The sequence below is a fragment of the Prevotella sp. TF12-30 genome (assembly GCF_003436715.1).
Taxonomy (GTDB): domain Bacteria; phylum Bacteroidota; class Bacteroidia; order Bacteroidales; family Bacteroidaceae; genus Prevotella; species Prevotella copri_A.
Genome location: NZ_QSQJ01000049.1, coordinates 1 through 26,883, shown reverse-complemented (window position 1 = coordinate 26,883; position 26,883 = coordinate 1). Strand labels below are relative to the sequence as shown.

The 26,883-nt window shown below is 46.9% G+C and carries 23 protein-coding genes; 12 read left to right on the top strand and 11 right to left on the bottom strand.

Going from position 1 to position 26,883, the window contains the following annotated elements; genetic code table 11:
- Positions 1-273 precede the first annotated feature (273 nt).
- The 3 genes from DXD25_RS14285 (at position 274) to DXD25_RS14275 (ending at position 2,794) form a co-directional block, all read left to right on the top strand.
- Positions 274-981, top strand: a complete 708-nt coding sequence (locus DXD25_RS14285; protein ID WP_117664088.1) for a response regulator transcription factor — start codon at positions 274-276, stop codon at positions 979-981.
- A gap of 75 nt (positions 982-1,056) precedes the next feature.
- On the top strand, positions 1,057-1,851 hold the full coding sequence (locus DXD25_RS14280) for a hypothetical protein (RefSeq protein WP_117664087.1): 795 nt from the start codon (positions 1,057-1,059) through the stop codon (positions 1,849-1,851).
- The gene (locus DXD25_RS14275) at positions 1,838-2,794 is read left to right on the top strand and encodes a sensor histidine kinase KdpD (protein WP_117664086.1); all 957 of its coding nucleotides are present in this window, start codon (positions 1,838-1,840) and stop codon (positions 2,792-2,794) included. The genes DXD25_RS14280 and DXD25_RS14275 overlap by 14 nt, the downstream gene beginning before the upstream one ends.
- 52 nt (positions 2,795-2,846) lie before the next feature.
- Here DXD25_RS14275 and DXD25_RS14270 read toward each other — a convergent pair whose 3' ends face one another.
- Positions 2,847-3,971: an ATP-binding protein gene (locus DXD25_RS14270; protein ID WP_117664089.1), complete on the bottom strand. Its 1,125-nt coding sequence runs from the start codon at positions 3,969-3,971 to the stop codon at positions 2,847-2,849.
- A gap of 260 nt (positions 3,972-4,231) precedes the next feature.
- Between DXD25_RS14270 and DXD25_RS14265 the strand changes: the two genes are divergently transcribed.
- The 4 genes from DXD25_RS14265 (at position 4,232) to DXD25_RS14250 (ending at position 7,670) form a co-directional block, all read left to right on the top strand.
- Positions 4,232-5,200 carry an aldo/keto reductase gene (locus DXD25_RS14265; RefSeq protein ID WP_117664085.1) on the top strand — a complete coding sequence of 323 codons (969 nt, stop codon included), beginning with the start codon at positions 4,232-4,234 and terminating at the stop codon, positions 5,198-5,200.
- 144 nt (positions 5,201-5,344) lie between these two features.
- Positions 5,345-6,610: a peptidase U32 family protein gene (locus DXD25_RS14260; protein ID WP_089543039.1), complete on the top strand. Its 1,266-nt coding sequence runs from the start codon at positions 5,345-5,347 to the stop codon at positions 6,608-6,610.
- On the top strand, positions 6,610-7,041 hold the full coding sequence (locus DXD25_RS14255) for a SufE family protein (protein ID WP_117664084.1): 432 nt from the start codon (positions 6,610-6,612) through the stop codon (positions 7,039-7,041). The genes DXD25_RS14260 and DXD25_RS14255 overlap by 1 nt, the downstream gene beginning before the upstream one ends.
- A 44-nt stretch (positions 7,042-7,085) precedes the next feature.
- Positions 7,086-7,670, top strand: coding sequence for an RNA methyltransferase (locus DXD25_RS14250; protein WP_117664083.1), 585 nt, complete (start codon positions 7,086-7,088; stop codon positions 7,668-7,670).
- A gap of 64 nt (positions 7,671-7,734) precedes the next feature.
- On the opposite strand, the gene DXD25_RS14245 is transcribed toward DXD25_RS14250, so the two are convergent.
- Entirely contained in the window at positions 7,735-9,240 is a 1,506-nt protein-coding gene (locus DXD25_RS14245; RefSeq protein ID WP_117664082.1) for an acetyl-CoA hydrolase/transferase C-terminal domain-containing protein, read from the bottom strand.
- A gap of 405 nt (positions 9,241-9,645) precedes the next feature.
- On the opposite strand from DXD25_RS14245, the gene cysS reads away from it, so the two are divergent.
- On the top strand, positions 9,646-11,136 hold the full coding sequence (cysS, locus tag DXD25_RS14240; protein ID WP_117664081.1) for a cysteine--tRNA ligase: 1,491 nt from the start codon (positions 9,646-9,648) through the stop codon (positions 11,134-11,136).
- Between the two features lie 165 nt (positions 11,137-11,301).
- Entirely contained in the window at positions 11,302-11,904 is a 603-nt protein-coding gene (locus tag DXD25_RS14235) for a hypothetical protein (RefSeq protein ID WP_147327927.1), read from the top strand.
- Here DXD25_RS14235 and DXD25_RS14230 read toward each other — a convergent pair.
- The 7 genes from DXD25_RS14230 to DXD25_RS14200 form a co-directional block, all read right to left on the bottom strand.
- On the bottom strand, positions 11,901-13,679 hold the full coding sequence (locus tag DXD25_RS14230) for a calcineurin-like phosphoesterase family protein (RefSeq protein WP_117664079.1): 1,779 nt from the start codon (positions 13,677-13,679) through the stop codon (positions 11,901-11,903). The genes DXD25_RS14235 and DXD25_RS14230 overlap by 4 nt on opposite strands.
- A gap of 36 nt (positions 13,680-13,715) precedes the next feature.
- On the bottom strand, positions 13,716-14,528 hold the full coding sequence (locus tag DXD25_RS14225) for a DUF3108 domain-containing protein (RefSeq protein ID WP_117664078.1): 813 nt from the start codon (positions 14,526-14,528) through the stop codon (positions 13,716-13,718).
- Between the two features lie 5 nt (positions 14,529-14,533).
- Complete coding sequence (locus DXD25_RS14220) at positions 14,534-16,513, bottom strand: Ig-like domain-containing domain (protein ID WP_117664077.1); 1,980 nt, start codon at positions 16,511-16,513, stop codon at positions 14,534-14,536.
- An 82-nt stretch (positions 16,514-16,595) separates the two neighbouring features.
- Positions 16,596-18,104, bottom strand: a complete 1,509-nt coding sequence (locus DXD25_RS14215) for a GH3 auxin-responsive promoter family protein (RefSeq protein WP_089543030.1) — start codon at positions 18,102-18,104, stop codon at positions 16,596-16,598.
- A 217-nt stretch (positions 18,105-18,321) separates the two neighbouring features.
- Positions 18,322-19,410: a ribonuclease III gene (rnc, locus tag DXD25_RS14210; RefSeq protein ID WP_117664076.1), complete on the bottom strand. Its 1,089-nt coding sequence runs from the start codon at positions 19,408-19,410 to the stop codon at positions 18,322-18,324.
- Positions 19,400-20,662: a beta-ketoacyl-ACP synthase II gene (gene fabF / locus DXD25_RS14205; RefSeq protein ID WP_089543028.1), complete on the bottom strand. Its 1,263-nt coding sequence runs from the start codon at positions 20,660-20,662 to the stop codon at positions 19,400-19,402. Before fabF ends, rnc begins: the two co-directional genes overlap by 11 nt.
- Before the next feature lie 22 nt (positions 20,663-20,684).
- Positions 20,685-20,921 (bottom strand): acyl carrier protein, encoded by a 237-nt coding sequence (locus DXD25_RS14200; protein ID WP_004342032.1) that lies wholly within the window; start codon positions 20,919-20,921, stop codon positions 20,685-20,687.
- A 225-nt stretch (positions 20,922-21,146) separates the two neighbouring features.
- On the opposite strand from DXD25_RS14200, the gene DXD25_RS14195 reads away from it, so the two are divergent.
- The 3 genes from DXD25_RS14195 to nadA all read left to right on the top strand — a co-directional run bounded on the left by DXD25_RS14195 (position 21,147) and on the right by nadA (position 24,445).
- Positions 21,147-21,749 (top strand): DUF4254 domain-containing protein, encoded by a 603-nt coding sequence (locus tag DXD25_RS14195; protein WP_089543027.1) that lies wholly within the window; start codon positions 21,147-21,149, stop codon positions 21,747-21,749.
- A gap of 106 nt (positions 21,750-21,855) precedes the next feature.
- Positions 21,856-22,959: a glycosyltransferase family 9 protein gene (locus tag DXD25_RS14190; protein WP_117664075.1), complete on the top strand. Its 1,104-nt coding sequence runs from the start codon at positions 21,856-21,858 to the stop codon at positions 22,957-22,959.
- 493 nt (positions 22,960-23,452) lie between these two features.
- Positions 23,453-24,445, top strand: coding sequence for a quinolinate synthase NadA (gene nadA, locus DXD25_RS14180; protein WP_117664073.1), 993 nt, complete (start codon positions 23,453-23,455; stop codon positions 24,443-24,445).
- A gap of 300 nt (positions 24,446-24,745) precedes the next feature.
- On the opposite strand, the gene DXD25_RS14175 is transcribed toward nadA, so the two are convergent.
- Together DXD25_RS14175 and DXD25_RS14170 are read right to left on the bottom strand one after the other, a co-directional pair.
- Positions 24,746-25,426 carry a response regulator transcription factor gene (locus tag DXD25_RS14175; RefSeq protein ID WP_117664072.1) on the bottom strand — a complete coding sequence of 227 codons (681 nt, stop codon included), beginning with the start codon at positions 25,424-25,426 and terminating at the stop codon, positions 24,746-24,748.
- Positions 25,427-25,455: 29 nt separating this feature from the next.
- A complete protein-coding gene (locus DXD25_RS14170) occupies positions 25,456-26,499 on the bottom strand; it encodes a sensor histidine kinase KdpD (protein WP_222847551.1) in 1,044 nt (347 codons plus the stop codon).
- Positions 26,500-26,883 lie beyond the last annotated feature (384 nt).

The window sequence follows — 26,883 nt, the reverse complement described above, 5'->3', positions numbered from 1 at the left end:
TCAATCAAAGTCCAATTTAGAGCGAGTTATCATTTTTAACGAAGTTTCAAATTGAAAGTTGCTGAAAATCGCCCCTTATAGCCACCCAAAATTTGGTGGTTCCACAAAAAAGCCGTATCTTTGCACTGCCATTCTGAGATAAGGCGCCAACGTTATCTTTAAGTTAATCTCCCACTTTTAATATGGCTTTTTCACAAAAAAGATGTATCTTTGCAGCGGAAAAGGAGACAATGGCTGATTTGGCTCCCGTAATCATCAAAAACGGATAAGATTATGGCTGATACTAAGTTACTCCTGGTTGAGGATGACGAAAACCTCGCCTATATGGAGAAAAGCTGCTTCGAGGATATCATCGGAGGATATGAGGTGAAAACCGCCGTTAACGGCAAGGAAGGACTGAAGGCGTGGAGAGACTTTCAGCCCGATGTCATCGTATCGGATATCGACATGCCTATCATGGACGGCATCGAGATGGTGAAGAACATCCGAGAGGTGGATGGAGAAACCATCATCCTCTTTACCACCGGTCTCACCTCACCCAAGGACCTGAAGGCAGGTTATGCCGCCGGAGCCAACAACTATATCAAGAAGCCTTTTATTCCCGAAGAGCTTGATGCCCACATCCACAGCCTCATCCAGCTGAAAGCCGGAAAGCGCAGCGAGAATGCCAGCTGCCAGATCAAGCTGGGAAGATATACACTGGATGCCAACCACGCCACCCTGAAAGATACGCAGGAAGGCAACGAGAAGATGCTTACCGCCCGGGAGGCAAAAATCCTCGAACTGCTGGCGGTAAACAAGAACGAGGTGGTGCGCCGGGAAGCCGTACTGAGCCGCTTCTGGGGCGTGGAAGACAAGGATTACTTCGCTTCCAGAAGCCTGGATGTATTCATCAAGAAAATCCGCACGGCACTGGAAGACGAACCAGCCGTAGAACTGAAAACCATCAGAGGAGTGGGATTCAAGCTCATCGCAGAATGAGCATCCCCCACCCCTTCATAACATTATACGAGAATCAAATTAGAATAAAGAAAAAAAGACAGAAAAGACATCATTATGCTGAAAGCGATATTATACTACATACTGTTCCTGGCTGAATATCTCAGCACCATCTTCCTGGGAGGATTCCTGGTGGGACTCTACATGGCACTGAACATCCCTTCGGGCTCCCACAGCCAGCAGATAGGAGCCCTGGAGGAATCCATCTATCCGTTTATGTTTGTCATCGGATTTCTGGGCATACTCATCGTATGGTTCACCTTCGGACATTACAAATTCTCCAGGTTCTCGCTTGGAAAGGTGATTCCTGCCGCCAAATGGAAGGCGATGACCATTTGCACCATGCCGATTCTGGGCTTCACCATGGTCTTCTATTCCATCATGAACCTCTTCCATCTCGACTTCCTGCCCAAACAGATGATGGAGATAAGCTATCTCGGTTTCCTGCCATACAATATCATCGGATCGTTTATATCTGCCTACATCTTCTTCGGCGCCATTCAGGAGGAACTGATCCGCTGCGGCAAGAAGAGATGGGTGCAGCTGCTCACGCTCTCGATTATGATGCTGCCTGCCTGCATGATGTCGGTAACAACCAGTGGTGATATCAATGTAGATCTGACCGTGCTCGGTTTTATCTCCCTCTGCTATTGCAGCTGGATATACGGCAAGACACGCAGCACCATCATTCTCATCGTGCTCTATTTCATATCCAGTCTGGTTCCCTTCCATTTTGAATCGAAAGTGCTCGGCATATTGCTCCTGATAGCCGGCACAGCCTTAACTATAGGTGGATTCGCTGCCCTGAGCAGGAAACTGCCTGAAATGCTTGTGAAAGATGAAGACGAATAGAGCCAAGGCACTCAGCACCACGGCACTGATAGCCGTGCTCTGCATGCAGCTGTTCTGGATGTGGAACTCTTTCGAGATGACCGTTCACCAGATGGGATTTGAGACGCCCTGGAACCTGGCACCGGATGTCAGGGCACAGGCTCTGCTCGCAGCCTTCTACGAAAGCAAATTCACCCTTCTCACCTCGCTCCTTACAACGGTGGTGATCATCCTGAGCCTCATCGACCAAATCAACTACATCGATGAGCAGGAAAGGGTGCGACTGCTGCGCGAGGACTTCTCCTATGCGATGGTTCACGACATGAAGTCGCCGCTCACCTCCATCATCATGGGAACCAAGTATCTGCACAGCGGTGTACTGGAAAAGAAGCCGGAAATGAAGGAGAAATATTTCTGCATCGTAGAAGACGAGGCGCAGCATCTGCTTGCCCTCATCAACCGCCTACTCACCATCTCGAAACTGGAGCACGGCAAGCTGCATATCCAGAAGGCGGAAGTAAATTTGGAAACGATGATAGAGGATGTGGTGGATAAATACAAGGCGAAATCAGCGAAACCGATCCATATCATCACCCGGTTTGGAGCCACCTCTGCCCTAGCCGACGAGGAATATCTGAAGGAGGCGATCAGCAATCTGGTGGATAACGCCACCAAGTACTCGAAGGAGGAAATCAACATTGAGATTTCCACCCTGGAGGATGACAGTAACGTGTATATCAAGGTTTTCGATGAGGGTATCGGCATAGCCAAGAGCGAGCTGAAGACCATCTTCAACCGCTTTGAGCGCGCCGCTGAGCACGAAAAGGATGCCCGTAAGACCCGTGGCGGCTTCGGCATCGGTCTGAACTACGTACTGCAGGTAATCAACGCCCATAGCGGCAAGATAAGTGTGAAGAGCGAGAAAGACAAGTGGTCGGAGTTCACCATCTCGCTGCCGAAATAATCAGACAGCAGCTTATCTGTGGATTATCTGTGACTTATCTGTTGTATTCACCCTATATTTCTTCTCTTAAACTTAATTTCAGAAACTTATCGCATAGCTGATATACTCCCTCATCCTGCGTGATAAAATCCCTTTCGAGCAAGGTCTTCACGGCTCCCTGCACGGTACTGGCACCCAGACGATATTTATGCAAGAACTCCTGCGACATCAGCGAGGAAGGACTTCCCTCCCTGGCAATGGCTATGAGCAGCTGCTTCTGCTTGCTGGTAAGCTGGAACAGCAGAGCCTGATAGGCAAAACGATGCTGCGAAAGAATGCTCTCTATGCAATATTCCACATCCTCTTTTCCCAGAACCCTAGAATCAGAAATCGAAGTATAGAGCATGTTGAGCACATACTGAATATACCAGGTAATACCATCAAAACGATGATAAAGATAGGAGAACGCTTCCGCAGAAATCTCCTTGTTGATCTTAGACAGATGATGGTTGGCAAACTCCAGATAGGTCTGTTCGTTGATAGCCTCCAATCCCATGATGCTTGAACTGTGATAGAAAGGACGTGACCTGGAAGTAAACATCAGTGCCATCATGTGGCGCTTGGAACCAGAGAAGATGAAGTTAGCGTTATGACAGTTCTGGATACGCTTGCGCAAAGTAGCCTCCACCGTTTTCTCTGGATAACCGGCAATAGTCTGGAATTCATCAATGGCTATCAGGCAAGGCTTATCTGCCTGGGAAAGATAGGCAAAGATCTCATCCAGCGTAATATCAGGCGACTGAATATCTCCGATGCCCACGCTCCATTCCGGATTTCCGTTGATATCGAAAGAAATGGTAGATTTCAGCGACTGAAGCATATTCAGGAAGAACTCCCACACCTTTCTGCCCTTGGGTTTCAAGGCTGCAAGAATCCCCTTGCCCAGTGCATAAACAAACTCCCCGAGATTCTTGGTATCATAAATATCAATATAGATACAATGATACTGCTCCCGGATTTCCTTCTGATAGAAACAATGATAAATCAACCCCGACTTTCCCAATCGTCGTGGTGCTATCAATGCCACATTGCATCGGTTGGTTAGATGCCGTGTAAGCAAGGCGGTTTCTTCTACCCTGTCGCAGAAGAAATCTGGGGATAAATACCCTTCTATGAGAAACGGATTGGTCTGTACCATAAGCATTTACTGAATTATGAATTTTACGTAACGAAGATTTCATAATCTCCGGATGCAAAGATACATATTATATTTGAAACCCGCAAGTTATTTGGGGGAAAAATATAAAAGCTGCACAAATGTAAACCGTCATTTAATAAATGACGGTTTACATTATGAAGTTTTACAGATTTTTAAGAGCAACTTTCCACCCATTTCTAAAAAAAGCAATACCTTTGCTGCAGAATAAGATATTCAAACATAAATAAATAGGAATAAAAATGGACTTAAAAGGAATCTACACAGCCGATGCCAACCGCTATGGCGATGCAGAGGCACTCTATCAGAGATGCGGCAAGAGCGGAGTCTTGCTGCCTAAGATTAGTCTGGGATTCTGGCACAACTTCGGAGGAGTGGATCCTTACGAGAGAAGCCGTGCCATCACCCATTATGCCTTCGACCACGGAATCACCCACTTCGACCTTGCCAACAACTATGGTCCTCCATACGGAAGTGCCGAGGAAACCATGGGCAGACTGATGAAGGATGATTTCCTGCCTTATCGCGACGAACTCTTCATCTCTACCAAGGCGGGATACGATATGTGGGAAGGTCCTTACGGCAACTGGGGCTCTCGCAAGTATCTGATGGCGAGCCTCGACCAGAGTCTCAAGCGCATGAATCTCGACTATGTGGATCTCTTCTACAGTCATCGCTACGACCCAAATACCCCACTCGAGGAAACCCTTCAGGCAATGGTAGATATCGTGAAGCAGGGCAAGGCGCTCTATCTCGGCATCAGCCGATGGCCACTGGAGGCATTAAAGTTCGCAGATCAATACCTGAAGGAGCGCGACTGTCCGCTGCTCATCTTCCAGGACAGACTCAACATGCTCGACCGTGCACCGCAGGAGAACGGAACCCTCGACTACTGCCACGAAAACGGCATAGGATTCATCTCCTTCTCTCCCCTCGCCCAAGGTCTCCTCACCGACCGCTATCTCAACGGAATCCCTGCCGATAGCCGCATGGCAAAGGAGCACTTCCTGAAGCACAGCGCCCTGACTCCGGAACTCATGGAGCAGTTGAAGCAATGGAATGCAGAAGCCGGCGAACGTGGCGAAACCCTCGCCGAGATGGCACTGGCGTGGATTCTCCACCAGAAAGGCGTAACCAGCGTGCTGGTAGGTGCCAGCTCAACTTCCCAACTGGAAAAGAACATGAAATGCGTTCATGCCAAGGCATTCTAGAAATAGATAGTAGCCAGCTAAAATATCAGGTTTTAGTGGCTACTATTTTTGTTTTTATACCTTATTATATATCTTTATGCGCCTTTTAGTATGATTTTTCAAAGAAAAGCAGTACCTTTGTACCCAAAATAGAAATTTGCATTCATGAATACAAAGATAAACGAATTTGAAGTGATGGCACCTGTGGGCTCGCGCGAGTCTTTGGCTGCCGCTATTCAGGCTGGTGCCGACTCCGTATATTTCGGAATCGGCAAGTTGAACATGCGTTCACATTCTGCCAATCATTTTACTATCGACGACCTGCGTGAGATTGCTGCCACCTGCAACGAGCATGGCATCAAGACTTACCTCACCGTCAACACAGTGATTTACGACAACGACATCCCTACGATGAAGGAAATCATTGATGCTGCCAAGGAGGCAGGCATCTCTGCCGTCATCGCCAGCGATGTGGCTGTGATGAGCTATTGCAATGAAGTAGGAGAGGAAGTGCACCTTTCCACACAGTTAAATATCTCTAACACAGAGGCTTTGAAGTTTTATGCACGCTTTGCAGATGTTTCCGTTCTGGCACGTGAATTAAACATGGACCAGGTGAAGCATATCCATGAGCAGATAGAGCAGCAGAATATCTGCGGCCCTATGGGCAAGCAGATTCGCATCGAAATGTTCTGCCATGGCGCCCTGTGCATGGCTGTATCGGGCAAATGCTACATGAGTCTCGCTAATGCCAACCGCTCTGCCAACCGTGGCGAATGCGTTCAGATTTGCCGCCGCAGCTATACCGTTACGGATAACGAAACCGGCAACCAGCTGGAAATAGACAACAAGTATGTAATGAGTCCGAAGGACTTGAAGACCATCCGCTTCATCGACCGCATGATGGATGCCGGCGTTCGCGTCTTCAAGATTGAGGGTCGTGCCCGTGGACCAGAATACGTATATACCGTAGTGAAGTGCTACAAGGAGGCGATAGCTTCCGTATTGGATGGTACCTTCACCGAAGAGAAGAAGGATGCCTGGGATGAAAGACTTGCCACCGTATTCAACCGTGGTTTCTGGGATGGTTACTACCAAGGTCAAACCCTCGGCGAGTGGAACAAGCACTATGGTTCTGTGGCTACCGAGAAGAAGGTGCTCGTGGGCAAGGTGATGAAATACTTCTCCAAGCTGGGCGTGGCAGAGGTTGCCGTAGAAGCTTCTACCTTCGACAAGGGCGAGAAACTTCTGATTACGGGTAACACCACCGGCGTGATGTATCTCAATGCCGATGAAATCCGCTACGACCTGAAGCCTGTGGAAACAGCGCAGCAGGGTTGGAGAGTGTCTATCCCTGTACCGGATAAGGTGCGCCCTAACGATAAGCTCTATAAGTTGATTACAGTAAACGAAATTAAAGAAATAAAATAATGGCAACAATTAATGAATTTCAGGATGAAGTGGTAGAGGAGTTCCAGGATTTCTCCGACTGGATGGATAAGTATCAGATGCTCATCGACTTGGGCAACGAGTTGGCTCCTCTCGACGAGAAATACAAGAACGAGCAGAACCTTATCGACGGCTGCCAGAGCCGTGTATGGTTGCAGTGCGACTACGAGGATGGCAAGCTCGTATTTACAGCCGATAGCGATGCCCTCATCGTAAAGGGAATCATCGCCCTCCTGATTCGTGTGTTGAGCGGTCATACTCCAACAGAGATTATGGATGCCGATCTCTATTTCGTAGAGAAGATTGGTCTGAAGGACCACCTGAGTCCAACCCGCAGCAACGGTCTGCTGGCGATGATCAAGCAGATTCGCATGTACGCCCTGGCTTACAAGACCAAGGAGGCAGAGGCATAAATATACAAAAGAGTAGGGGATAGCCCCCTCATTTCAGAATAACTATGCGTAAATTAAGAACGATAGAGATGAATCGCCTCACGCTGGAGGAATTCAAGGAGGCAGAGAAGCTTCCATTGATAGTAGTCCTGGATGATGTGCGATCATTATATAATGTGGGAAGCGTGTTCCGCTCCTGCGATGCCTTCCGAGTAGAGGCGGTGTATCTCTGCGGTATCACCGCCACTCCTCCCAATACCGAAATCCACAAGACGGCACTGGGCGGCGAAGACAGCGTGGATTGGGAGTACTTCAAGACCACCGAAGAGGCTGTGGAAAAGCTGAAGCAGAAAGGCTACTTTGTGTATAGCATTGAACAGGTAGAGGGTTCTACCAAGCTTCAGAACCTGCCGGAGGCCCATGACAAGCTTTTCAAGCAGGGAAAGGAATCCGAAAAGCAGGAGAGTTCTTCACTCCCAAAAGGCTACGCCGTTATCTTCGGCAACGAGGTTAAGGGTGTGAAGCAGAACGTCGTGGATATGAGCGATGGCTGCCTGGAGATTCCACAGTTTGGCACCAAGCATTCCCTGAATGTCAGCGTAACAGCCGGCATCGTGGTTTGGGAATTCGCCAAACTTCTGAAGTTATAAACAAAAATCAGGTTATCAATACAATAATCCCCGATAAAGCAGTCAGGCTCTATCGGGGATTTTCTTATTTCAGATATTCTCCAAAATCTGTCAATCTCATATCACCCTTCTTCAGGAAGGTATCATGCATGGCGAGGGCGGCACGCATGCTCTGTGGCTCGTGTCCCTTCTCTGCAAATTTCAAGTATTCACGGAGCATAGGGCGATAATCCGGATGCGCACAATTCTCGATAATCTCCTTGGCACGACGCAAAGGACCCTTGCCACGAAGATCGGCTACTCCCTGCTCAGTAACGATGACATCCACATCATGCTCAGTGCTATCCACGTGACTGCACATCGGAACAATGGCAGAGATGCAACCGTTCTTGGTGGTACTCTGCGTGGTGAAGATAGAAATGTAACCATTGCGCTCGTAATCGCAGGAACCTCCAATACCATTCATCAGCTTGCTGCCACAGATGTGGCTGGAGTTCTCGTTGCCGTAGATATCGCACTCGATGGCGGTGTTCATGGCGATGACACCCAGTCGGCGGATGACCTCCGGAGAGTTGGAAATCTCGCTCTGACGAATGGTGAGATGCTTCTTGAAGTAATCAATATCATCATACACCTCTTTCAATGTATCATTGGTTACGGTGAGCGAAGAGCAGGAAGCATCCTTGATTCTTCCCTCGCGCATGTATTTAACTACAGCATCCTGAACCACCTCGGTATAGACGCTGAACACAGGTACGTTAGGATTCTGTCCCAATGCCTCAAGAACGGCATTGGAAGTTACGCCCACACCGCTCTGCAAAGGCAGGAACTGAGGAGGAATATGCCCCTTCTTCAAGTCGCTGACCAGGAAATCAGCCACATTGTGTCCCATCTGCTCGGTTACAGGGTCGAGTGGCTTGAAGGCACGCGCCTCCTCCGGAATGTTGCATTCCACCACACCCACAATCTTATGTGCATCAATCTCCACATACTCTTTACCTATTCTATCGCCCACATTCAAGATTGGGATAGGCGTGCGGAATGGGCATTCGGCTATCTCGTATACATCGTGCAGATAACGGGAAGCTGGACTGTGGAAGGTATTCTTCTCGATGAGCACCTTCTTTGCCAATCTAACGATGGTAGGAACGATGCCGCCGGCAGAGGTAAGGAATGCCTTGCAGGTAGTTTCGCCTTCTTCCAAATCAGAAACTTCAATGATGGCAAGGTCTATCTCGCCATAGAAACCACGGCGCAGACGCTCAGCCATGTGACCGAGATGCATATCTTCGTAATCTATCTCGCCCAGGTTGGTATGAGTTCTAAAGTCCTTGTTGGTAGAAAATGGCGCACGGAACTTGATGGCATGAGCTGCCGCCATGTCACCCTCAATACTTTGTGAAGTAGAAGCACCTGTCAGGATGCCTACTTGGAATGGTCTGCCTGCCTCATGCTCAGCAACGGCTCTCTTGGAGAGTTCGCGGAAAGTAGCCTTAGGCACACCGTTTGGAGTAAAACCACTCAAACCGATTGTATCTTGATCGTTAATCATCGCTGCTGCTTCAGCAGCGCTTAATCTAATATACGCCATTTTCTTCTAACTTAATACTCATTAGCGGAACTTATAGCCGCCTTCTTGATAATTGATAACTGTTTGCGGCTGCAAAGTTACACATTATTTTCGATATATGCTAATCATTTGATGATTTTATACAGATATTAGGCAAAAAACTTACAGTTCGTGAATAGATATACAGATTTCACTTACTTTATGCAAAAATAAGGCTGGCATCCATGCGCCCTGAAAGGTAGGGCGTAGGGGGCAGAGCCTGCTTGCAAAAGTCTTTCTCCTGATATTCTCTCTCTTTTTCTAAGATAAAAGTGGTATTTTCGAGGTATTTAATAACATTTTGCGAATGATTTGTCGGATATATCAGAAAAATGAGTTAACTTTGCACTCAAAATATAAATAATATAAAAGAAAGGTTCATACAAGATGGAACAGAAATTACTGATTTACAACACTCTCACTCGTACGAAAGAGAGATTCACTCCGCTCCACGCTCCTAACGTGGGCATGTATGTTTGTGGCCCTACCGTATATGGCGATCCGCATCTCGGTCATGCGCGTCCTGCCATCACATTCGATATACTCTTCCGCTATCTCAAGCACCTGGGCTACAAGGTTCGCTATGTTAGAAACATCACCGACGTGGGCCACCTGGAGCACGATGCTGATGAGGGCGACGACAAGATTGAGAAGAAGGCTCGTCTGGAGCAGTTGGAGCCAATGGAGATTGCGCAGTACTACACCAACCGCTACCACGATGCCATGGAGGCGCTGAACGTACTCCCTCCTAGCATTGAGCCTCATGCCACAGGCCATATCATCGAACAGGAGAAACTGGTTCAGGAAATCCTCGACAATGGCTATGCCTACGAGAGCAATGGATCTATCTACTTCGACATCGAGAAGTATAACAAGGATCATAAGTACGGTATCCTCTCCGGACGTAACCTGGAGAACGTGATCAACGAGAGCCGCGAGCTGGCTGGTATCGGCGAGAAGAAGAACCAGGCTGACTTCGCCCTCTGGAAGAAGGCTTCACCTGAGCATATCATGCGCTGGCCTAGTCCTTGGAGTGATGGTTTCCCTGGCTGGCACTGCGAGTGTACTGCTATGGGACGCAAGTACTTGGGCAGTCACTTCGATATTCACGGTGGCGGTATGGATTTGATTTTCCCTCACCATGAGTGCGAGATTGCGCAGGCTGTGGCTTCTCAGGGCGACCAGATGGTTCATTACTGGATGCACAACAATATGATTACCATCAACGGTCAGAAGATGGGTAAGAGTCTTGGCAACTTCATCACCCTGGAGCAGTTCTTCACTGGCAATCACGACAGTCTGGAGCAGGCTTATTCGCCAATGACCATCCGTTTCTTCATCCTCTCTGCTCACTATCGCAGCACAGTAGATTTCTCTAACGATGCCTTGAAGGCTAGCCAGAAGGGATTGGAGCGCCTGATGAATGGTTTGAACGACCTGGAGCGTGTGCCTGTGGCTAAGCAGAGCGATGAGCAGGTGAAGAAGTTCGTAAGCGAGTTGCGCCAGCGCTGCTACGATGCAATGAACGATGACTTCCAGACTCAGCTCGTCATCAGCTACCTCTTCGAGGCTTGCCACGTCATCAATACAGCCCTCGACCACAAGGCAAACATCTCTGCCGAAGACCTGAAGGAGCTTTCAGACACCATGCAGCTCTTCACCTTCGACCTCCTCGGCTTGAAGAGCGAGAAGGGAGCCAACAATGATGCTCGTGAAGAGGCTTATGGCAAGGTCGTAGATATGGTTCTCGACCTGCGTGCCAAGGCTAAGGCTGATAAGGACTGGGCTACCAGCGACCAGATTCGCGATGCCCTCGCTGAAGCCGGCTTTGAGGTAAAGGACACCAAGGATGGTGTTACCTGGAAACTAAATAAATAAAAATACTCACAAAGAAGATATGCCTATCTCATAGTTTTTATGGGATAAGTCGTATCTTCTTTTGCTTTTATAATGACTTTTAACGCAATACAAATTATGAAATTGTCTATAAGAATTTTAGTTAAATTGTCGCTTATAGTTATTGTCCTTTTGGGTAGTTTCTCGATGGCCCAAGCCCAAAAGCAGAAGAAAATCTACAATCGCCCACATTGTAAAGTATTCCTAAAGAATGGCAAGGTTGTAGATTCCTATTTGATGGCAGGGCATAACTTGATTCATCGCACAGATTCTGCCATCAAGTTATCGAATAATCCGAATGCCTTTTTCCCAAAAACAGAGAAATATTATAATGAGGAAGTTGACAGCATGCTAGAGTGGAATGACCGCAATCCTGAATACATACTCCATTATGTGCCAGTTAAGATTCGTTATTCTTATACAGAAGATTCTACTGCGGTAGATTCTTTAAGTTATCCTGTTTTGGCCATGCGTTTTTATAAGGGCAAGAATGTGGAAGGATTCATGATATGGGATATGTTGAACGGCTTCCGTTATCTCTATAAGACTACAGAGATGAATGTGGCCCATGCTTATATTGGAGAGAAGCATCGCCTCACCGAGAGTCGCAAACAGACGATGGCAGAAGAGTTTAAGAAATATCCAAGGTTTGTGAACTTCATCAATAGCCTGAAGGTAAATTCTTTCAAAGATAACCCGCCCTATATTTTGAACCAGTTAGATGTTATTATAGAGGAAGCCAAGCATTAGCGTGCTTGGCTTACCGGTTCTTTATTCTCTTGCTCGTAATAGTGGGCATAATTGGCGAAAGGCTCTGTCGTTACCTCGTCGCTCGATGCCGTATAGGTATTTCCGTATGGATCGGATGCTTTGATGATGATTCTGGCATTCGGATTCCTAGGAGTATAATAATAAAGGTGGTTCATGATGAGATAACCGTTGCCCTTGCTCACGAACCGATAGGATACACTCTCGCTGTACTTATGATGATAGCCGGCTGCAAAGGCGTCCTGACCCTTGCTGCTGATGCGGCGCATCAGATATTCCTTGCCATCCTCTATAGCTACCACACGCCAGTGACTGGTGGCATTGAAGACATTGGCTACCAGGATGTTCCTGTTGTTTGCCAACTGCCAGTCCTTGGCATATTTCTCGCCGTTGAAATCGGTCTGCGCACGGAAGATGGTCATCTGCTTGCTCTTGTCCCAGAAAGTTCCCTTGTAATAGCAGTTGCTGATGCTGGTACCCACAAAACTATAGACATAATATCCGTTCGGAGTGCCGCAGATGTTGATGTTCGACTGCCAGATGTTGCCACACGCTGCAGCATGACAATGCTCCATCACATCCTCGCCCTCGTAGTTGATTTCGTGGTTGCAGGCAAAATGAGTATGTCCGCAGAAGAGTTCGTATCCTCCCTTAAACTGCTTCAGCAGAGAGAGCAGGAGCGAGAGACGGGAAGAGGAATAATGCCCCTCCTCATTGACATTGGTCAGCGGCTTCGCCTTGCTGAACGGCGCATTGCCGAAGGTAAAAGGAATATGATAGCAGAGCACCACCTTCTTATCCTTGGGTGTAAGGGCCAGATTCTGCTTCAGCCATTTCACCTGGCGCTCGCGCAATTCTCCAGGAGAATAATAAGACATGCCGCGATGGAAGAAGCAGTTGTTGATGCAGACATAATGCACATCGCCACGATCGAAGGAAAAATCGGTAGGACCGAAATTCTCCTCCCACTTCCTACGGTAGAGTGCCTTTCCATCCTGATCGTGATTGCCGATTACGGAGAAGAGGCGCATCTCGGAAGAGCCCAATGCCTGGCGTATCTGACGCTCCAGCTTGGCATTATAGCCACCGTAATACTGTACGTCGTCACCCATGCTGAGTCCATAGACAGGAGTACCGGCAGGAAGACTCTTGATGGTTTGCTTGATATCTGCCATCGTCTGGGTAGTGAATCTTTCTACATCGCTCTTCTTGATGGGATTATCATCCGGAGAAGTATAGTAGGGGCTGTAGGCATTGGTAATCTGCGGGTCGCCGATGACTATCATCTTATAACTCGTCTCCTTGCCGCCAGGCAATCGCCTCAGGGTAAAGTCATAAATCTTTTTCTTGTTGGAAACAGCCTGGTAAAAACAAGCCGTGCGGTCGGTAGCCGAATGGGTAGGAACCTCGAACTCGGCAGGCACGGAAAAATAGATGAAGCGAGCCAAGCTGTCCCGCTTCATCTTATATCTTCCTCGGGAATCGGTCTTCACACATTTGAAGCCATCGCTCACGATAACGCCAGCCACACCGTTTCCCTCGGTATCTTTCAAAGAACCAGAGATATTGAAATCTCTCTTCACCACAGGCTTTTTCGTCTTCACCGTATCCGCCACCAGCGTGGCAGTCGTGTTATCCACTACCTTGTGGATAATAGGGAGCATATCATGCTTCCGGAGATGCAGGGTAACTCCTATAGCCACAAGAACGCAGCAGATGAAGACGACCAAGCCTGTATTCATCTGTTTTTTATTCATTTTTCCTCCTACACTATCACTTTTTCTGTCGTACTTCTACTTCACGATAGAAGTTATCGGGTTACGGGTACCCTTGGCATTCACGAGGAAAGCCTTGGCACTGCCGAATTTCAGGAACATATCCAGGCGAACAGGGATGTGGTTCTCATCGTCCGTGATATAGAAATCCACGATTTTCTTCCACTTCTCATCCTCATACTCCTGATATTCCAGACGCAGACAGCGGTATTTGATGCCGTTATCTGCCTTCACGGTCACCTTGCCGCCATACTTGAGCTGGGCAGGAGTGCGACCGCCACCATCACAGATAGGGAATTTCACGCTATGACCTTTCTTCCAGTTGGCAGGGTCGAAACTGCGGGCACGCAGGAAGATGTTCATCATATCAAAGACACAGTCATCATAAGAATGCTTCTTCCATCTGTGCTCACCATGCCTGTTCATATAATGCAGGTTTACATTGCAATTGCCACCGGCATAGTTGTAGAAAACCTCATCCACGGTATATCGCTTGCCTTCGCGGGCTCCCTTGCGGAAATACATCGGAGCCATATCGGTACCTGTATAGCAGAGCAGGGTATCGCGGAGAACGAAGAAATCGTCCACTCTCTTATTACCGCGGGTTACCAGCGAACCACGATAGGCAGGCTTGCCCTTGTGGGTGGTCTGCACCACCGACATGCTGGCTGTTCCAGCCTTTACCCATACAAACTTCCAGTTGTAATAGAGATTGTAAGTCAGGAATTCACCCGACTTGAATGCAGTATTACGGAAAGTACACTGGGCCGATACAGAAGTATTGACCAAAAGCAGCAACATGGCTACTATAAATGACTTGAGTAACTTCATATCCTTTACATTTTAGGAACATACTGAATGCCGAGCTTAGCGGCACGCTGTACATTCTGATTCTTAACTTTCTTCTCCTTATCAGGCTTCTGCTTGGTGATGGCTCCCGGTTTCTGCAGCGAGAGTTCACGAGCCAGCGGATCCCAGCTTTCTGTGAGATCCCATTTTGCCTTACATTCTATCGCCTCCGGATAGTAATATACTTCCTCAGCCTGCTGGTCGCTATCATAATTACCCGTATCCCACTTGCCGTTATTGTTGCGATCTACGATCAGACGCATATAATACTTCTGTGGTTTGAGATAATAGAATTCTGCCACACCATTCACAGTCTTGGTCTCCTTTACCATTTTATCCTGTGCATCAAGCAGTTGCACGATGAGCGGCAGGTCGTGGAGCGAGGTGATGTTCACAAGCAGCGTACCATAGGTATCCAGCGAGTTGACCTTGAAGCCCTGCTTGATCGGTTTGGAAGCCAATCCGTAGATATCCTCAAAGGCAGCAGAATCTACCTCCAGACTGTATTCGATATCCGGTCGCCATTCTCCCCGGAGTTCATATTTCCGGTTCTCCAGCGGCAGGAATTCCATCGGAGCCCGATACCAGAGCGTATCATGCTTGGCATAGAGATGGATGGCGGCAGTATCTACCTTAGCCAATGGAGTAGGGAAGGAGAAGATGACATTCTGGTCGGGATCAAACTGCGATGATACACTCAGCTGTACATCGAGCGGTTTCACCTCCATCACCGAATCGTAGGGTTCGCCTTTCTTCTTCTTTTTCTCCTGCTTCTTGGTCCAGGCAGCCAGTTCCTTTTCCATGTTCTTCATTCGCTTGGCGTATGGTTCCTTTGACAGGATTTCCTGGGCAGAATCGGTCTTGTTGACCAGTACTCCGGTACTATCCGTCATGCGGTAAGTGATATCCATCAGCAGCGTATCCTGATTCACCAGTGCCGTATCCTTCAGCCAGTAGGTAATGGTATCCTTCTTCTCAGATGCCTCAACCAGGAAAGCATTCTCGGCATCAAAGTTGAGTCCCTTGATCTGTGGAAGAATGGAATCGCCATAACTGAAGAAGAGGGTGAAGCTATTTGCCTTCTGGCGCTCTGCCTTCAGGAAGAATCTGTCGGTCAGAGGCTCCGTAAAGGCTCTGAGCACGATATTGTCAGGAAGGAAATGGATGTAATCCACCTGGTCTATCGACTTGATGTGCAGGGAATCCACCCAGGTGGTATCCTGTCTAACATCCGGTTTGCAGGAAGGCACGATGATGTCGTGGGAGAAAGCAATCTTCTCGCTCTTCTGACTGAACTTATAGTCGCCATCCTGATCCTGCAGGGCATAGATGCGGTAAGAACCCGGTGCCACACCCTTGATGACAAAGCGGCCGCGACTGTCGGTACGGCTCACTCGCAACATCGGTTTGGTGCGGAAGGCAGAATCGGCATGGTCGGCATACAATCCCACCAGGATACCCTTGACAGGTTCCAGATTCTCCGATTCCAGCACATGCCCCGATACCTCCATGGTATCAATGGCAGCTCCCGTAGAGAAACTGTAGGTATAGTTTCCCATCGGATTGCCCTCGTTGTTATCGCTGATGGCATCCGAGAAGTCGATGGTGTAGGTGGTATTCGCCTTGAGTGAATCCACAAGCGATATCTGTATTCGCCTGCCGGCACCCTTGATTTCAGGCTGTTCCAACTGTGGTGGCGAAACCACCACCTTCTCCGAAGGGTTATCGAGCTTGATAAACTCATCGAAGTAGATATTGATTTTCTTCTGGTTTACATTCACGGCGCCATCGGCTGGCGAAGCTCCTATCACCTTGGGAGGAGTCTCGTCAAACCATCCGCCATCCGGCTGTCCCATCTTGGCACAGGAAACCAGCAATAGGAAGACAAGCAGATAGAAAGGCAAAAACAGGGTATTTGCCTTTATCCGATTCTTCAACAATTGTATGATGTCGTTCTTGTTTGTCATTCTTTTCTATCTTACATGTCCACTATTCCTGCAGATTATGCAGTAAAAGCCTTATTCATAAAGGCTTACTATATAAAAAGCCTTATTTGTTCATCATGAGCATCTCATCGATGTTCTTGCGGCTGTTGCTCAGACGAGGAATCTTATGCTGTCCGCCCAACTTGCCCTTGCTCTTCAGCCATTCATTGAAGAGTCCCGGCTTAGCCTTCACTATCTCCAGGTGCTGGAGGGTAACATCGTGGAAGCGCTTCGCCTCGTAATCGCTGTTGATCTCCTGCAACTTGGTATCGAGCAGGCTGGCAAACTCATTCAGGTCCTTTGGTTCCTCAGAGAATTCGATGAGCCACTGGTGGCGGCACTTGGCATTGCTGTCCATATAGACAGGAGCAGCGGTGTATTCAGCAATCTGCGCACCCGTCTTCTCGCAGGCATAGGCAAGTCCCTTCTCGGCATTGTCCATAATCAGCTCCTCACCAAAGGCATTGATAAAGTACTTGGTACGGCCGGTGATGACAAACTTGTATGGATTGGTGCTGGTAAACTGTATGGTATCGCCAATCATATAGCGCCACAAACCGCAGGAGGTGGTAATCACCATCGCATAGTTCTTGCCTACTTCCACGCCCCAGAGAGGCACCACGGTAGGATGATCGCTTCCAAACTCATCCATCGGGATGAATTCGTAGAACACATCGTAATCTACCATCAGCGACATGGCTGGATCTGACGGATCATCCTGCAGACCGAAGAATCCCTCGCTGGCATTATAGGTCTCCATATAATGCATGTTAGGAGATGTGATGAGCTGCTCATACTGCTTGCGGTAAGGCGTGAAGGCGATGCCGCCATGGAAGAACACCTCCAGGTTAGGCCATACCTCCTCCAGATGCTGCTTGCCGGAGAGTTCCATCACGCGTACCAGTACGCTGAGCATCCAGCTAGGCACACCCGAGATATTGGTTACATTCTTGTTCAGCGTTTCATGGGCGATGCGGTCGCGCTTCACCTCAAAGTCGCTCAGCAGTGCGGTTTCCTTCTTAGGTACGCGCACCATGTTGGCAAGCGGATTGATGTTCTCGATGAGGATGGCACTCAAGTCGCCCACCAGACTGCCCGAAACATTATAGTTAGGCGAATGGCTTCCACCGAGAATCAGGCTCTTGCCGTCGAATATCTTACTCTTTGGGTTGTTGCGCAGATAGTAAGCCACAGCATCGAATCCACCCTTGTAGTGGATGTTCTGCAAACCATCCTGCGAAACAGGGATGAACTTACTCTTGTCGTTGGTAGTACCCGAAGATTTGGCGTACCACTTCACCTGTCCTGGCCAGAGGATGTCTCTTTCGCCATGACGCATTCTGTCGATGTCGCCCTTCAATTCCTCATAGGTATTGACCGGCACATTCTGCGCAAACTTTTCGTAGCTATTTGTCGTATTGAGTAGATGTTTCACACCATATTCGGTGTTTTTGCCAGATGCCAAAAGGCGCATCAGTACCTCATGCTGCAATTCCTCTGCATCATGTACATACTTTTCCAAGCTCTTCTGGCGAGGCTTGAATACATTACTTACTATCGTTGTTAAACTCATATCTAGATATATATACCTTATAAAGTACTTGCAAAAGTACTTCAATCTTTTGATATAGAGAAAGTTTTTACTGTTTTTTAATACAAAACATAACCTATCGGGCAAGATAGGGGATAAGAATGTAAAATATCAAACAAAAAAACTCCCTTGAGACTACCATATCCGTCAGTCTCAAGAGAGTCTTTCCCTTATCTTAATCCAGTTCTATCATCATAGATTATTCCTTATCTTCTGCAAAGGCAGCTGCCTCGGCGGCTGCGATGATGTCCTCGCGGCTCATTTCCTTTGGCTCTGCAGAGATATCACTCAAGTCAAACTCGTCTTCGCTTTCCTGAGTGGCTGTAGTGGTTATTTCTTCAGTAACAGTAGAAGCAACAACATCTTCAGCCGAAGAATCCTCTGTATAGACTTCTTCCTTGAAAACATTGACGTGTTTTTCTTCAGACTCCTGTTTTTCTGTATCTTGCGAGATGATGAAATCATTCTTCACCTCGGTGGTAGGCACAGCCAGCACAGGTTCTTCTTCCATCTTCGTACGGTTTGCCTTGGCTGTAAACACAGAATCGATATACTGCGGTTCCTTGCGCAATCGTTCCAGGGTAAGCTTGGAAGCCAGCTGCTGGCTCTCCTTCTTGGAGTAACCCTTGCCTTCTCCGCCCTTTACACCTTCCATTACCACCTGATAGGTGAAAACAGGGCTTCCGTTCTTGTCTTTCTCCTGTCCCAGCATCACGAACTCCAGCTTCACGCGGTTCTTCTGGCTCCATTCGATGAGTTTGCTCTTGAAGTTCACCTCCTTGTAAGCCACCTTATCGATGTTTATCATTTTTGCCAGGATGCGCTTCTGCATGAATTTCATGCAGGCATCATAACCACGATCCAGATAAATGGCACCAACCAACGCTTCGAAAGCATTTCCTCCCATATAGCTGTTATGAGAAGAACTGTGTCCATTAGATAAAACGAGTTGATTGATTCCCATCTCCTGGGCGAGCTTGTTGAGCGTATCACGCTGCACCAGCTTGCTTCGGGTATTGGTGAGGAATCCCTCTCGCTTGCCAGGAAAGTGCTGATACACAATATCACCCACTACAGCATCCAGTACGGCATCACCCAGAAACTCCAGGCGCTCGTTGTTCACAGGCTTGCCCTTGGAATTGCGGTGCATGATGCTCTTGTGCATCAGCGCCATCTTGTAATAACTGATGTTGTGTGGATAAAAACCTAGGATTTCGTACAAAGAAAAATAAAGCTCTTTATCCTTGCGGAAAGAGAGCTTTATTCTATCTATTAAATTATTCAGCATACTTCTTGAATACTACACAGCAGTTATGACCGCCGAATCCGAATGTATTGCTCAATGCAGCACGAACCTCACGCTTCTCAGCTTTGTTGAATGTGAAGTTCAGGTTGTAATCGAGCTCTGGATCGTTGTCACCCTCTTCGTGGTTGATAGTAGGAGGAACGATATCGTTCTTCACACTAAGAACACAAGCCATAGCCTCTACTGCACCAGCAGCACCGAGGAGGTGACCAGTCATAGACTTAGTAGAACTGATGTTGAGCTTGTAAGCAGCATCACCGAAGACAGCCTTGATAGCCTTAGCCTCAGAGATATCACCTACGTGGGTAGATGTTCCGTGAACATTGATGTAGTCAATGTCCTCTGGCTTGAGGTTAGCATCAGCAAGTGCGCGCTCCATCACGAGCTTAGCACCGAGACCTTCTGGATGAGAAGCTGTGATATGATAAGCGTCAGCGCTCTCGCCCTCACCTACCATCTCAGCATAAATCTTCGCACCACGAGCCTTAGCGTGCTCAAGCTCCTCGAGAATCAAGCAGCCAGCACCCTCGCCCATGATAAATCCATCACGGCTTGCGCTGAATGGACGTGAAGCATGCTCAGGGTCATCGTTACGAGTTGACAACGCATGCATGGCATTGAAACCACCTACGCCGCAAGCGCAGATAGCAGCCTCAGCACCACCACTGACAATGATGTTTGCCTTGCCCAGACGAATCAGGTTGAAGGCATCTGCCAATGCATTGCTTGAAGAAGCACATGCAGATGTTGTGGTATAGTTTGGTCCGTGGAATCCGAAGTGGATTGAAATCTGACCAGATGCGATATCAGCAATCATCTTAGGGATGAAGAATGGGTTGAACTTAGGACCGTTCTCCTCATGAGTAGCGAAATACGATACTTCATCCTCGAATGTCTTGATACCACCGATACCTACACCGAATACAACACCAACGTTGTTCAAATCTTCTGTTTCAAGATCAATGTTTGCATCCTTTACACCCTGCATAGCGGCAATCATAGCCAACTGGGTATAACGGTCGAGCTTGCGAGCCTCCTTACGGTCAATCCATTCATTGATGTTCAGGTCCTTTACTTCGCAAGCGAACTTTGTCTTGAAATTAGTTGTATCGAAATGAGTAATAGGGGCAGCACCGCTCTTTCCAGCGAGGAGGTTCTCCCAAGTTTCCTCAGGAGAATTACCAACTGGAGTCACAGCACCAAGACCTGTTACTACAACTCTCTTTAATTCCATTTATAAAATTTTAGTTGCTAATTTACTTAGCGTTCTCCTCGATGTAAGCGATAGCGTCACCTACAGTAGCAATCTTCTCAGCCTTATCGTCTGGGATAGAGATAGAGAACTCCTTCTCGAACTCCATGATCAACTCTACAGTATCCAAAGAATCTGCACCGAGATCATTTGTGAAGCTTGCCTCTGGCTTAACTTCTGCCTCATCAACACCGAGCTTATCTACGATAATTGCCTTTACTTTGCTTTCAATTTCTGACATAATTGTAACCTTTAAAATGTTTATAATTTAATTTCTAATTAAAAATCTGGGTGCAAAGGAACACTTTTTTTTTGATATAAACAAATATTTTAGCAAAAAAAGTGCTTTTCGGTGCACAAACACCCCCTAATTGTGCATATTTTTCGCCTTTTTTCGCTTTTTTGTTGGCTCTTTGAGATTATTTTGTTACTTTTGTACGGTATTAAATCAAATAGTTCAAACCGTATGACATTTACAGAAAACGCTAACAAGATTTTTAATCAGGCGATAGCCGATTATCACATCAAAGACAACATTGATACTCCTATCAATAATCCATTCGAGGAAGGTACCATCGAGAACCGTCTCTACCTCAAGTGCTGGATCGACACCGTTCAGTGGCATTTCGAGGATATCATCCGCGACCCTCAGATTGACCCTGCAGAGGCGCTCGTCTTGAAGCGCAGAATCGATAAGAGCAACCAGGACCGTACTGATCTCGTAGAGCAGATTGATTCTTACTTCCGCGAGGTTTACAAGGATGTAAAGGTGCTGGATGATGCACGCATCAATACCGAAAGCCCTGCATGGGCAGTTGACCGTCTCAGCATCCTTGCCCTCAAGATCTATCACATGAAGGAGCAGGTGGAGCGCCCGGAGGCTTCTGAAGAGCACAAGGCTAAGTGCCAGGCTAAGCTCAACGTACTCCTCGAACAGCAGGTGGATCTTTCTACTGCCATCGACCAGCTCCTGGAGGATATCGAGGCTGGAAGAAAGTACATGAAGGTTTATCGACAGATGAAGATGTACAACGATCCTTCTACCAACCCTGTACTCTACAAGAAGTAACCCCACATCAATCAGAATAGAAACAGAGTAGGCTTTGTTTTTTACCATAAAAAGCGAAGCCCGCTCTGCTTTACACCTTATTATATATATAAAGAGACTAAAAAAGATGAAGACAGAGCATATTCTCGTTATTAGATTTTCGGCCATGGGTGACGTTGCCATGACTGTACCTGTGATTTATTCATTGGCAAAGCAGTATCCTCACGTAAGAATCACCGTGTTAAGCCGTTCCTTTGCTCGCCCGTTCTTCGAGAATCTTGCCCCTAATGTCGGTTTCATGGAGGCTGACCTCAAGGGGGAATATAAGGGTGTAAAAGGTCTCAATGCACTCTATCGCCGGCTCATCGCCAAACAGTTTACCGCGATAGCTGACCTTCACAGCGTTTTGCGCTCCAGCTATCTGCGCATGCGCTTCAACCTCTCCAATTTCAAGGTGGCACATATCGACAAGCATCGCAAGGGAAAGCGCAAGCTGGTGGCTTCCTCCGGCAAGGTGATGGAGAAACAGCCATCTTCCTTCCAGAATTACGCCGATGTCTTTGCCAAGTTGGGTTATCCTGTACAGATGGACTTCACTTCTCTCTTCCCGGAAGAAGGAGGAGACCTGAGCCTGCTCCCTGAACAAGTTTTCCAGGTTACTGTTGATAACAGCAAGGATAAATCCACAGTTATCAACAAGGATGCTCATAACCCAGCGGAACCTTGGATAGGTCTGGCTCCATTCGCTGCCCACGAGGGCAAGATCTATCCGGTACAGCAGATGGAGAAGGTAGTAGAGCGCCTGATTCACCATCATTCTCACTGTCGCATCTTCCTTTTCGGAGGCGGAAAGACCGAAACTCCGGTGATGGATGCCTGGGAAGAGAAATATCCACAGGTAGTGAATGCTTCAGGCAAGCTCCACGGCATTTCCGACGAACTCATCCTGATGAGTCATCTCCGCCTGATGATCAGTATGGACAGCGGCAACATGCATCTGGCATCTCTGGTCAATACCCCAGTGGTAAGTATCTGGGGAGCCACCCATCCATACGCCGGTTTTATGGGCTGGCATCAGAGTCCCGACAATGCCGTGCAGCTCGATATGCCTTGCCGCCCATGCAGCATCTATGGCAACAAGCCGTGCATGCGTGGCGACTTTGCCTGCATGAAGAACATCTCGCCGGAGCTGATTGTGGAAAAGGTAGAGAACGTTCTGAACAGAAAATAAAGAGAATCTTTTCCTTCATAAAAGAAGAAGAGATGGATAAAGAGATAGAAGAAGCAGATTTTCCGATGACGCAAAAGTCAGGGGAAAACCTGCTTTTTTCATTATCCACAAACCCGTGGAAAAGTATAAGGAAAACCACAGGAATAACTATTTAATAACTTTGTGGATATCCACCGCTCCCATCCCGAACCCCGAGGAATAGGGATATCCACAGGGTTATTAATAAGTTTTTAGAAACTTTTTCGCAGTTTTTGACGGAAAAAAGATATAAACTTATTAACTTTGCACCGAATTGGGGAAATGTTGATAAAAGAGCTAATCCTTTAAAGACCAAGAAAAAGATTTCCAAGTCGAATACGGATAACTCTGCATAAGATATGGATAATGAAAAAAGCAAATTTAGAAGGTGTTTTTTATCCACTTATCCACGACATATCATCATCCTTATAATCTCTTTTTAAAAATAAGAAATAAAAAATATAATATTAATGTTATGGTGAAAAAAGAATGGATTGAGAAAGGTTACGTGGATGAACCGATCGACGAAACCTTAGACTTGAAAGCTGAAATCAGAAAGCTTTGCAAGGAGAAAGATGCGATTATCCTGGCGCACTACTACACTGTAGGCGAGATTCAGGATATTGCCGACTTTGTGGGTGATTCTCTGGCTTTGGCTCGTAAGGCTGCTGAAACAGAAGCTAAGGTGATGGTAATGTGCGGTGTGCATTTCATGGCTGAAACCTGCAAGCTCTTGAGTCCAGACAAGATTGTGCTCTGCCCTGATCTGAATGCTGGCTGCTCGCTTGCTGACAGCTGCAAGGCTGAGGATCTGAAGAAGTATAAGGAAGAGCACCCAGGCTACCAGGTGGTAAGCTATGTGAATACCACCGCTGCCGTGAAGGCTTTGACCGATTGTGTGGTGACCAGTGGCAATGCCAAGAAGGTTATCGACAGTTTCCCACAGGATGCGAAGCTTATCTTTGGTCCTGATTACAACCTCGGCAACTATATCAACAGCGTAACAGGCAGAAACATGCTGCTCTGGAACGGTGGCTGCCATGTACACGAGAAATTCTCGGTAGAGGCTATCATCAAGTTGAAGCAGGAGCATCCTGAGGCAGTTGTGATGGCTCACCTGGAGTGCAAGGCACCAGTGCTTGCCGTAGCCGACGTAAAGGGTTCTACCGCCACGATGCTGCATTATGCCCAGGAGCATCCTGAAATCAAGGAGTACATCATCGCCACAGAGGCAGGTATCCTGCATGAGTTGGAGCGCAACTGCTCTGACGTCATCTTCTATCCTGTACCACCAGAGGTAAGTGAGGGTGGAGTAGGTTGCAGCTGCAATGAGTGCGAGTATATGAAGATGAACTCATTGAAGAAGATCTACAATAGCCTGAAGTTCGGCTGGCCTACAGTAGAAGTGGCTCCAGAAATAGCCAAGGATGCCGTGAAGCCTATAGAAAAGATGCTTTCGCTTTCATAGGAAAAAGGTTATAGAATTATAGAAAAAAGGTGATAGGCTTATAGAAAAAGAGGATAAGCCCTAACGATTTTTTATATTCAGTGATTTTGAATCTCCGTTCAATAGTTTTGAATGTGCGTTCAATGATTTTGAATGTACGTTCAAAACTATTGAACGGAGATTTTCTTTAATAGTATCAACATTTACCATAAAGGATATTCCTATTTTCCTTTAATGGTGTTTTTATTTTCCCTTAAGGATAATTCCATTTTCCCTTAATAGTATTCCTATTTTCCCTTATGGGATTGAGTCGTCATTAAACTAGTCATCCATCCACATTCTGAATCCTTCGCCACGAAGGGTATCCAGGTGAATGGAGGCATCCTTGGCGAAATATTTCCTGAGGTTATAAACCACGTTGTTGAGGTTCTCATCCGAACAGCTAATGCCTCTCCATACAGAATCCTTGAGATCCTGACGGGTAACTACTTCTCCTTTATTGATCCATAGAGCCTTGATGGTAGCATATTCCGTGTTACTCAGCGTTTTCTCGTTGTTACCATAAATGCTGAGAATATGGGTTTCTGTATCAAGGGTATAGGCTCCCATATTGATTTTGTGGGAGTTACTGAAGTCGCTATGTTTGGCGTAACGTTTCACCCACAGCAACAGCTTCTCTTTGCTGAACGGCTTCTCCAGATATACCACTGCGCCATTTGTTATAGCCTGTTCCTCAGTTTCCACTCCGCTGTCAGAAGATACGAAGATGATAGGAATGTCTTCGGCGGCGAGTCGGATATCGTTGATTCTCTCAAGACTGTTTTCTTCTCCCACCATCACATCCAGGATAATGATGTTGGGGTTCAGTTTCATGATGAGACTCTCTATGCCAAACAGTGAGTTCTGAAAATAGACCTCATAGTCGGCAGCCTGCAGGATCTTGGTTGCGATGTTGCCAAACAACAGGTCATCATCTACCAGCAATACTTTTATCTTTTCCATTGTCTTGTTGTTTTTTCGGTTCTTGTTTCCTATTTCTTTTTCTGGGGAAGAGTAAAGGTAAAGGTGCTGCCCTTACCCGGTTCACTTTCTACCCTGATGGTTCCTCCATGTGCCCTGACGGCATATTTCACCAGAGCAAGTCCGATGCCATATCCGTTCTTATGCTGGGTTCCCGGTATGCGATAGAATTGCTCGAAAATCTTCTTCTGATATTTTCTGTCTATTCCGATACCGTTGTCTTTTACGCTGACGATGGCGAAATGTTCATCAGAACGGATACTTACTTCTATGTCAGCTTCCGCTTCAGAATACTTCACGGCGTTTTCTATCAGGTTGCCCAGAACATTCTCTATCAGATAGCGGTCTGCAGGAATCTCTTCCTTGCAGGTTCTGCAGTCATGGATATGTATGCTGTGTGGCTTGTCTGCATAGTTGCTATCTACCTGTTCCTGTGCCAGTTTTGCCAATTCCATGAGATTTACTGGATCTTTGTTCAGAGCAAGCTTGTTTTCTCCTGCTTTGGCAGTAATGAGAATCGTCTTGATGGTATTGGCAAGATTCTGAATCTTCTTCTCCGAAGAATGTAGCAACTCCTGGAGCTGCATGTCTTCTATGCTGTCCTTGATGAACCCCAACGTGAGGAGTACGCTTGCCAATGGTGCCTTCAGGTCGTGGATGGTGCCATGAATGCTTACCTCTCGATTTCTCAAAAGGTTTTCCTTATTTCTGATGGCAGTCATCTGGTATCCTACGCAGAAGACGATGATGAGAGCTAACAAAATGGTGGCCACAAGTGTTTCTATAGAATTTCTGATGAAGGAAGATGGAGTTATATCCACCTTTGCTTGAACGAAACGGATCGGTTTGAGCCCGATGCCGATAGGCTTGCTAGCCTGCCAAGTCTCAATGTCCTTTGTTTGTCCATAACTCTTGATGACCTTTTTGTTCTCATCTAATATCAATAAGGTATAAGAGAAATCCTCATTTAGATTCTTCTTGAATATTTGAGAGAGTTTCTTGAGATTAATAGGATTGCCTTTGGCGGTGAGCATGTCTTTGGTTAATAATCCCATAGCTTCCGCTTCGGTTTCCGCAATGCCTTTGTCTCTTAGGTCTTGGATGTTTATTTCGTCAAAATCAATAATATCTTCTTTCTTTGGCTTTGCTTTAAGAAAGTCTTCTTCTGTCATAGACTTATAGTAAACTCGCTGTTTCCCATCATTATGTGAGTGCTTGTTCTTATGTGCTCGTATTGCATATTCTTCATCGATGGCAATTCTTAGTACAGAATTTATCTTGTCTGTTTCATTGAGGATATAGTTTTTGTGCTGCAAATACATGTTATATACTTGTAGCAAAGTAACAACGATAAGTGCTAAAACTGTTATACAATAATATTTTTTCATGCTTAGTTTTTTACAATAGTTCGTTAAAATTTGAGATAATGGCTAAGCAGC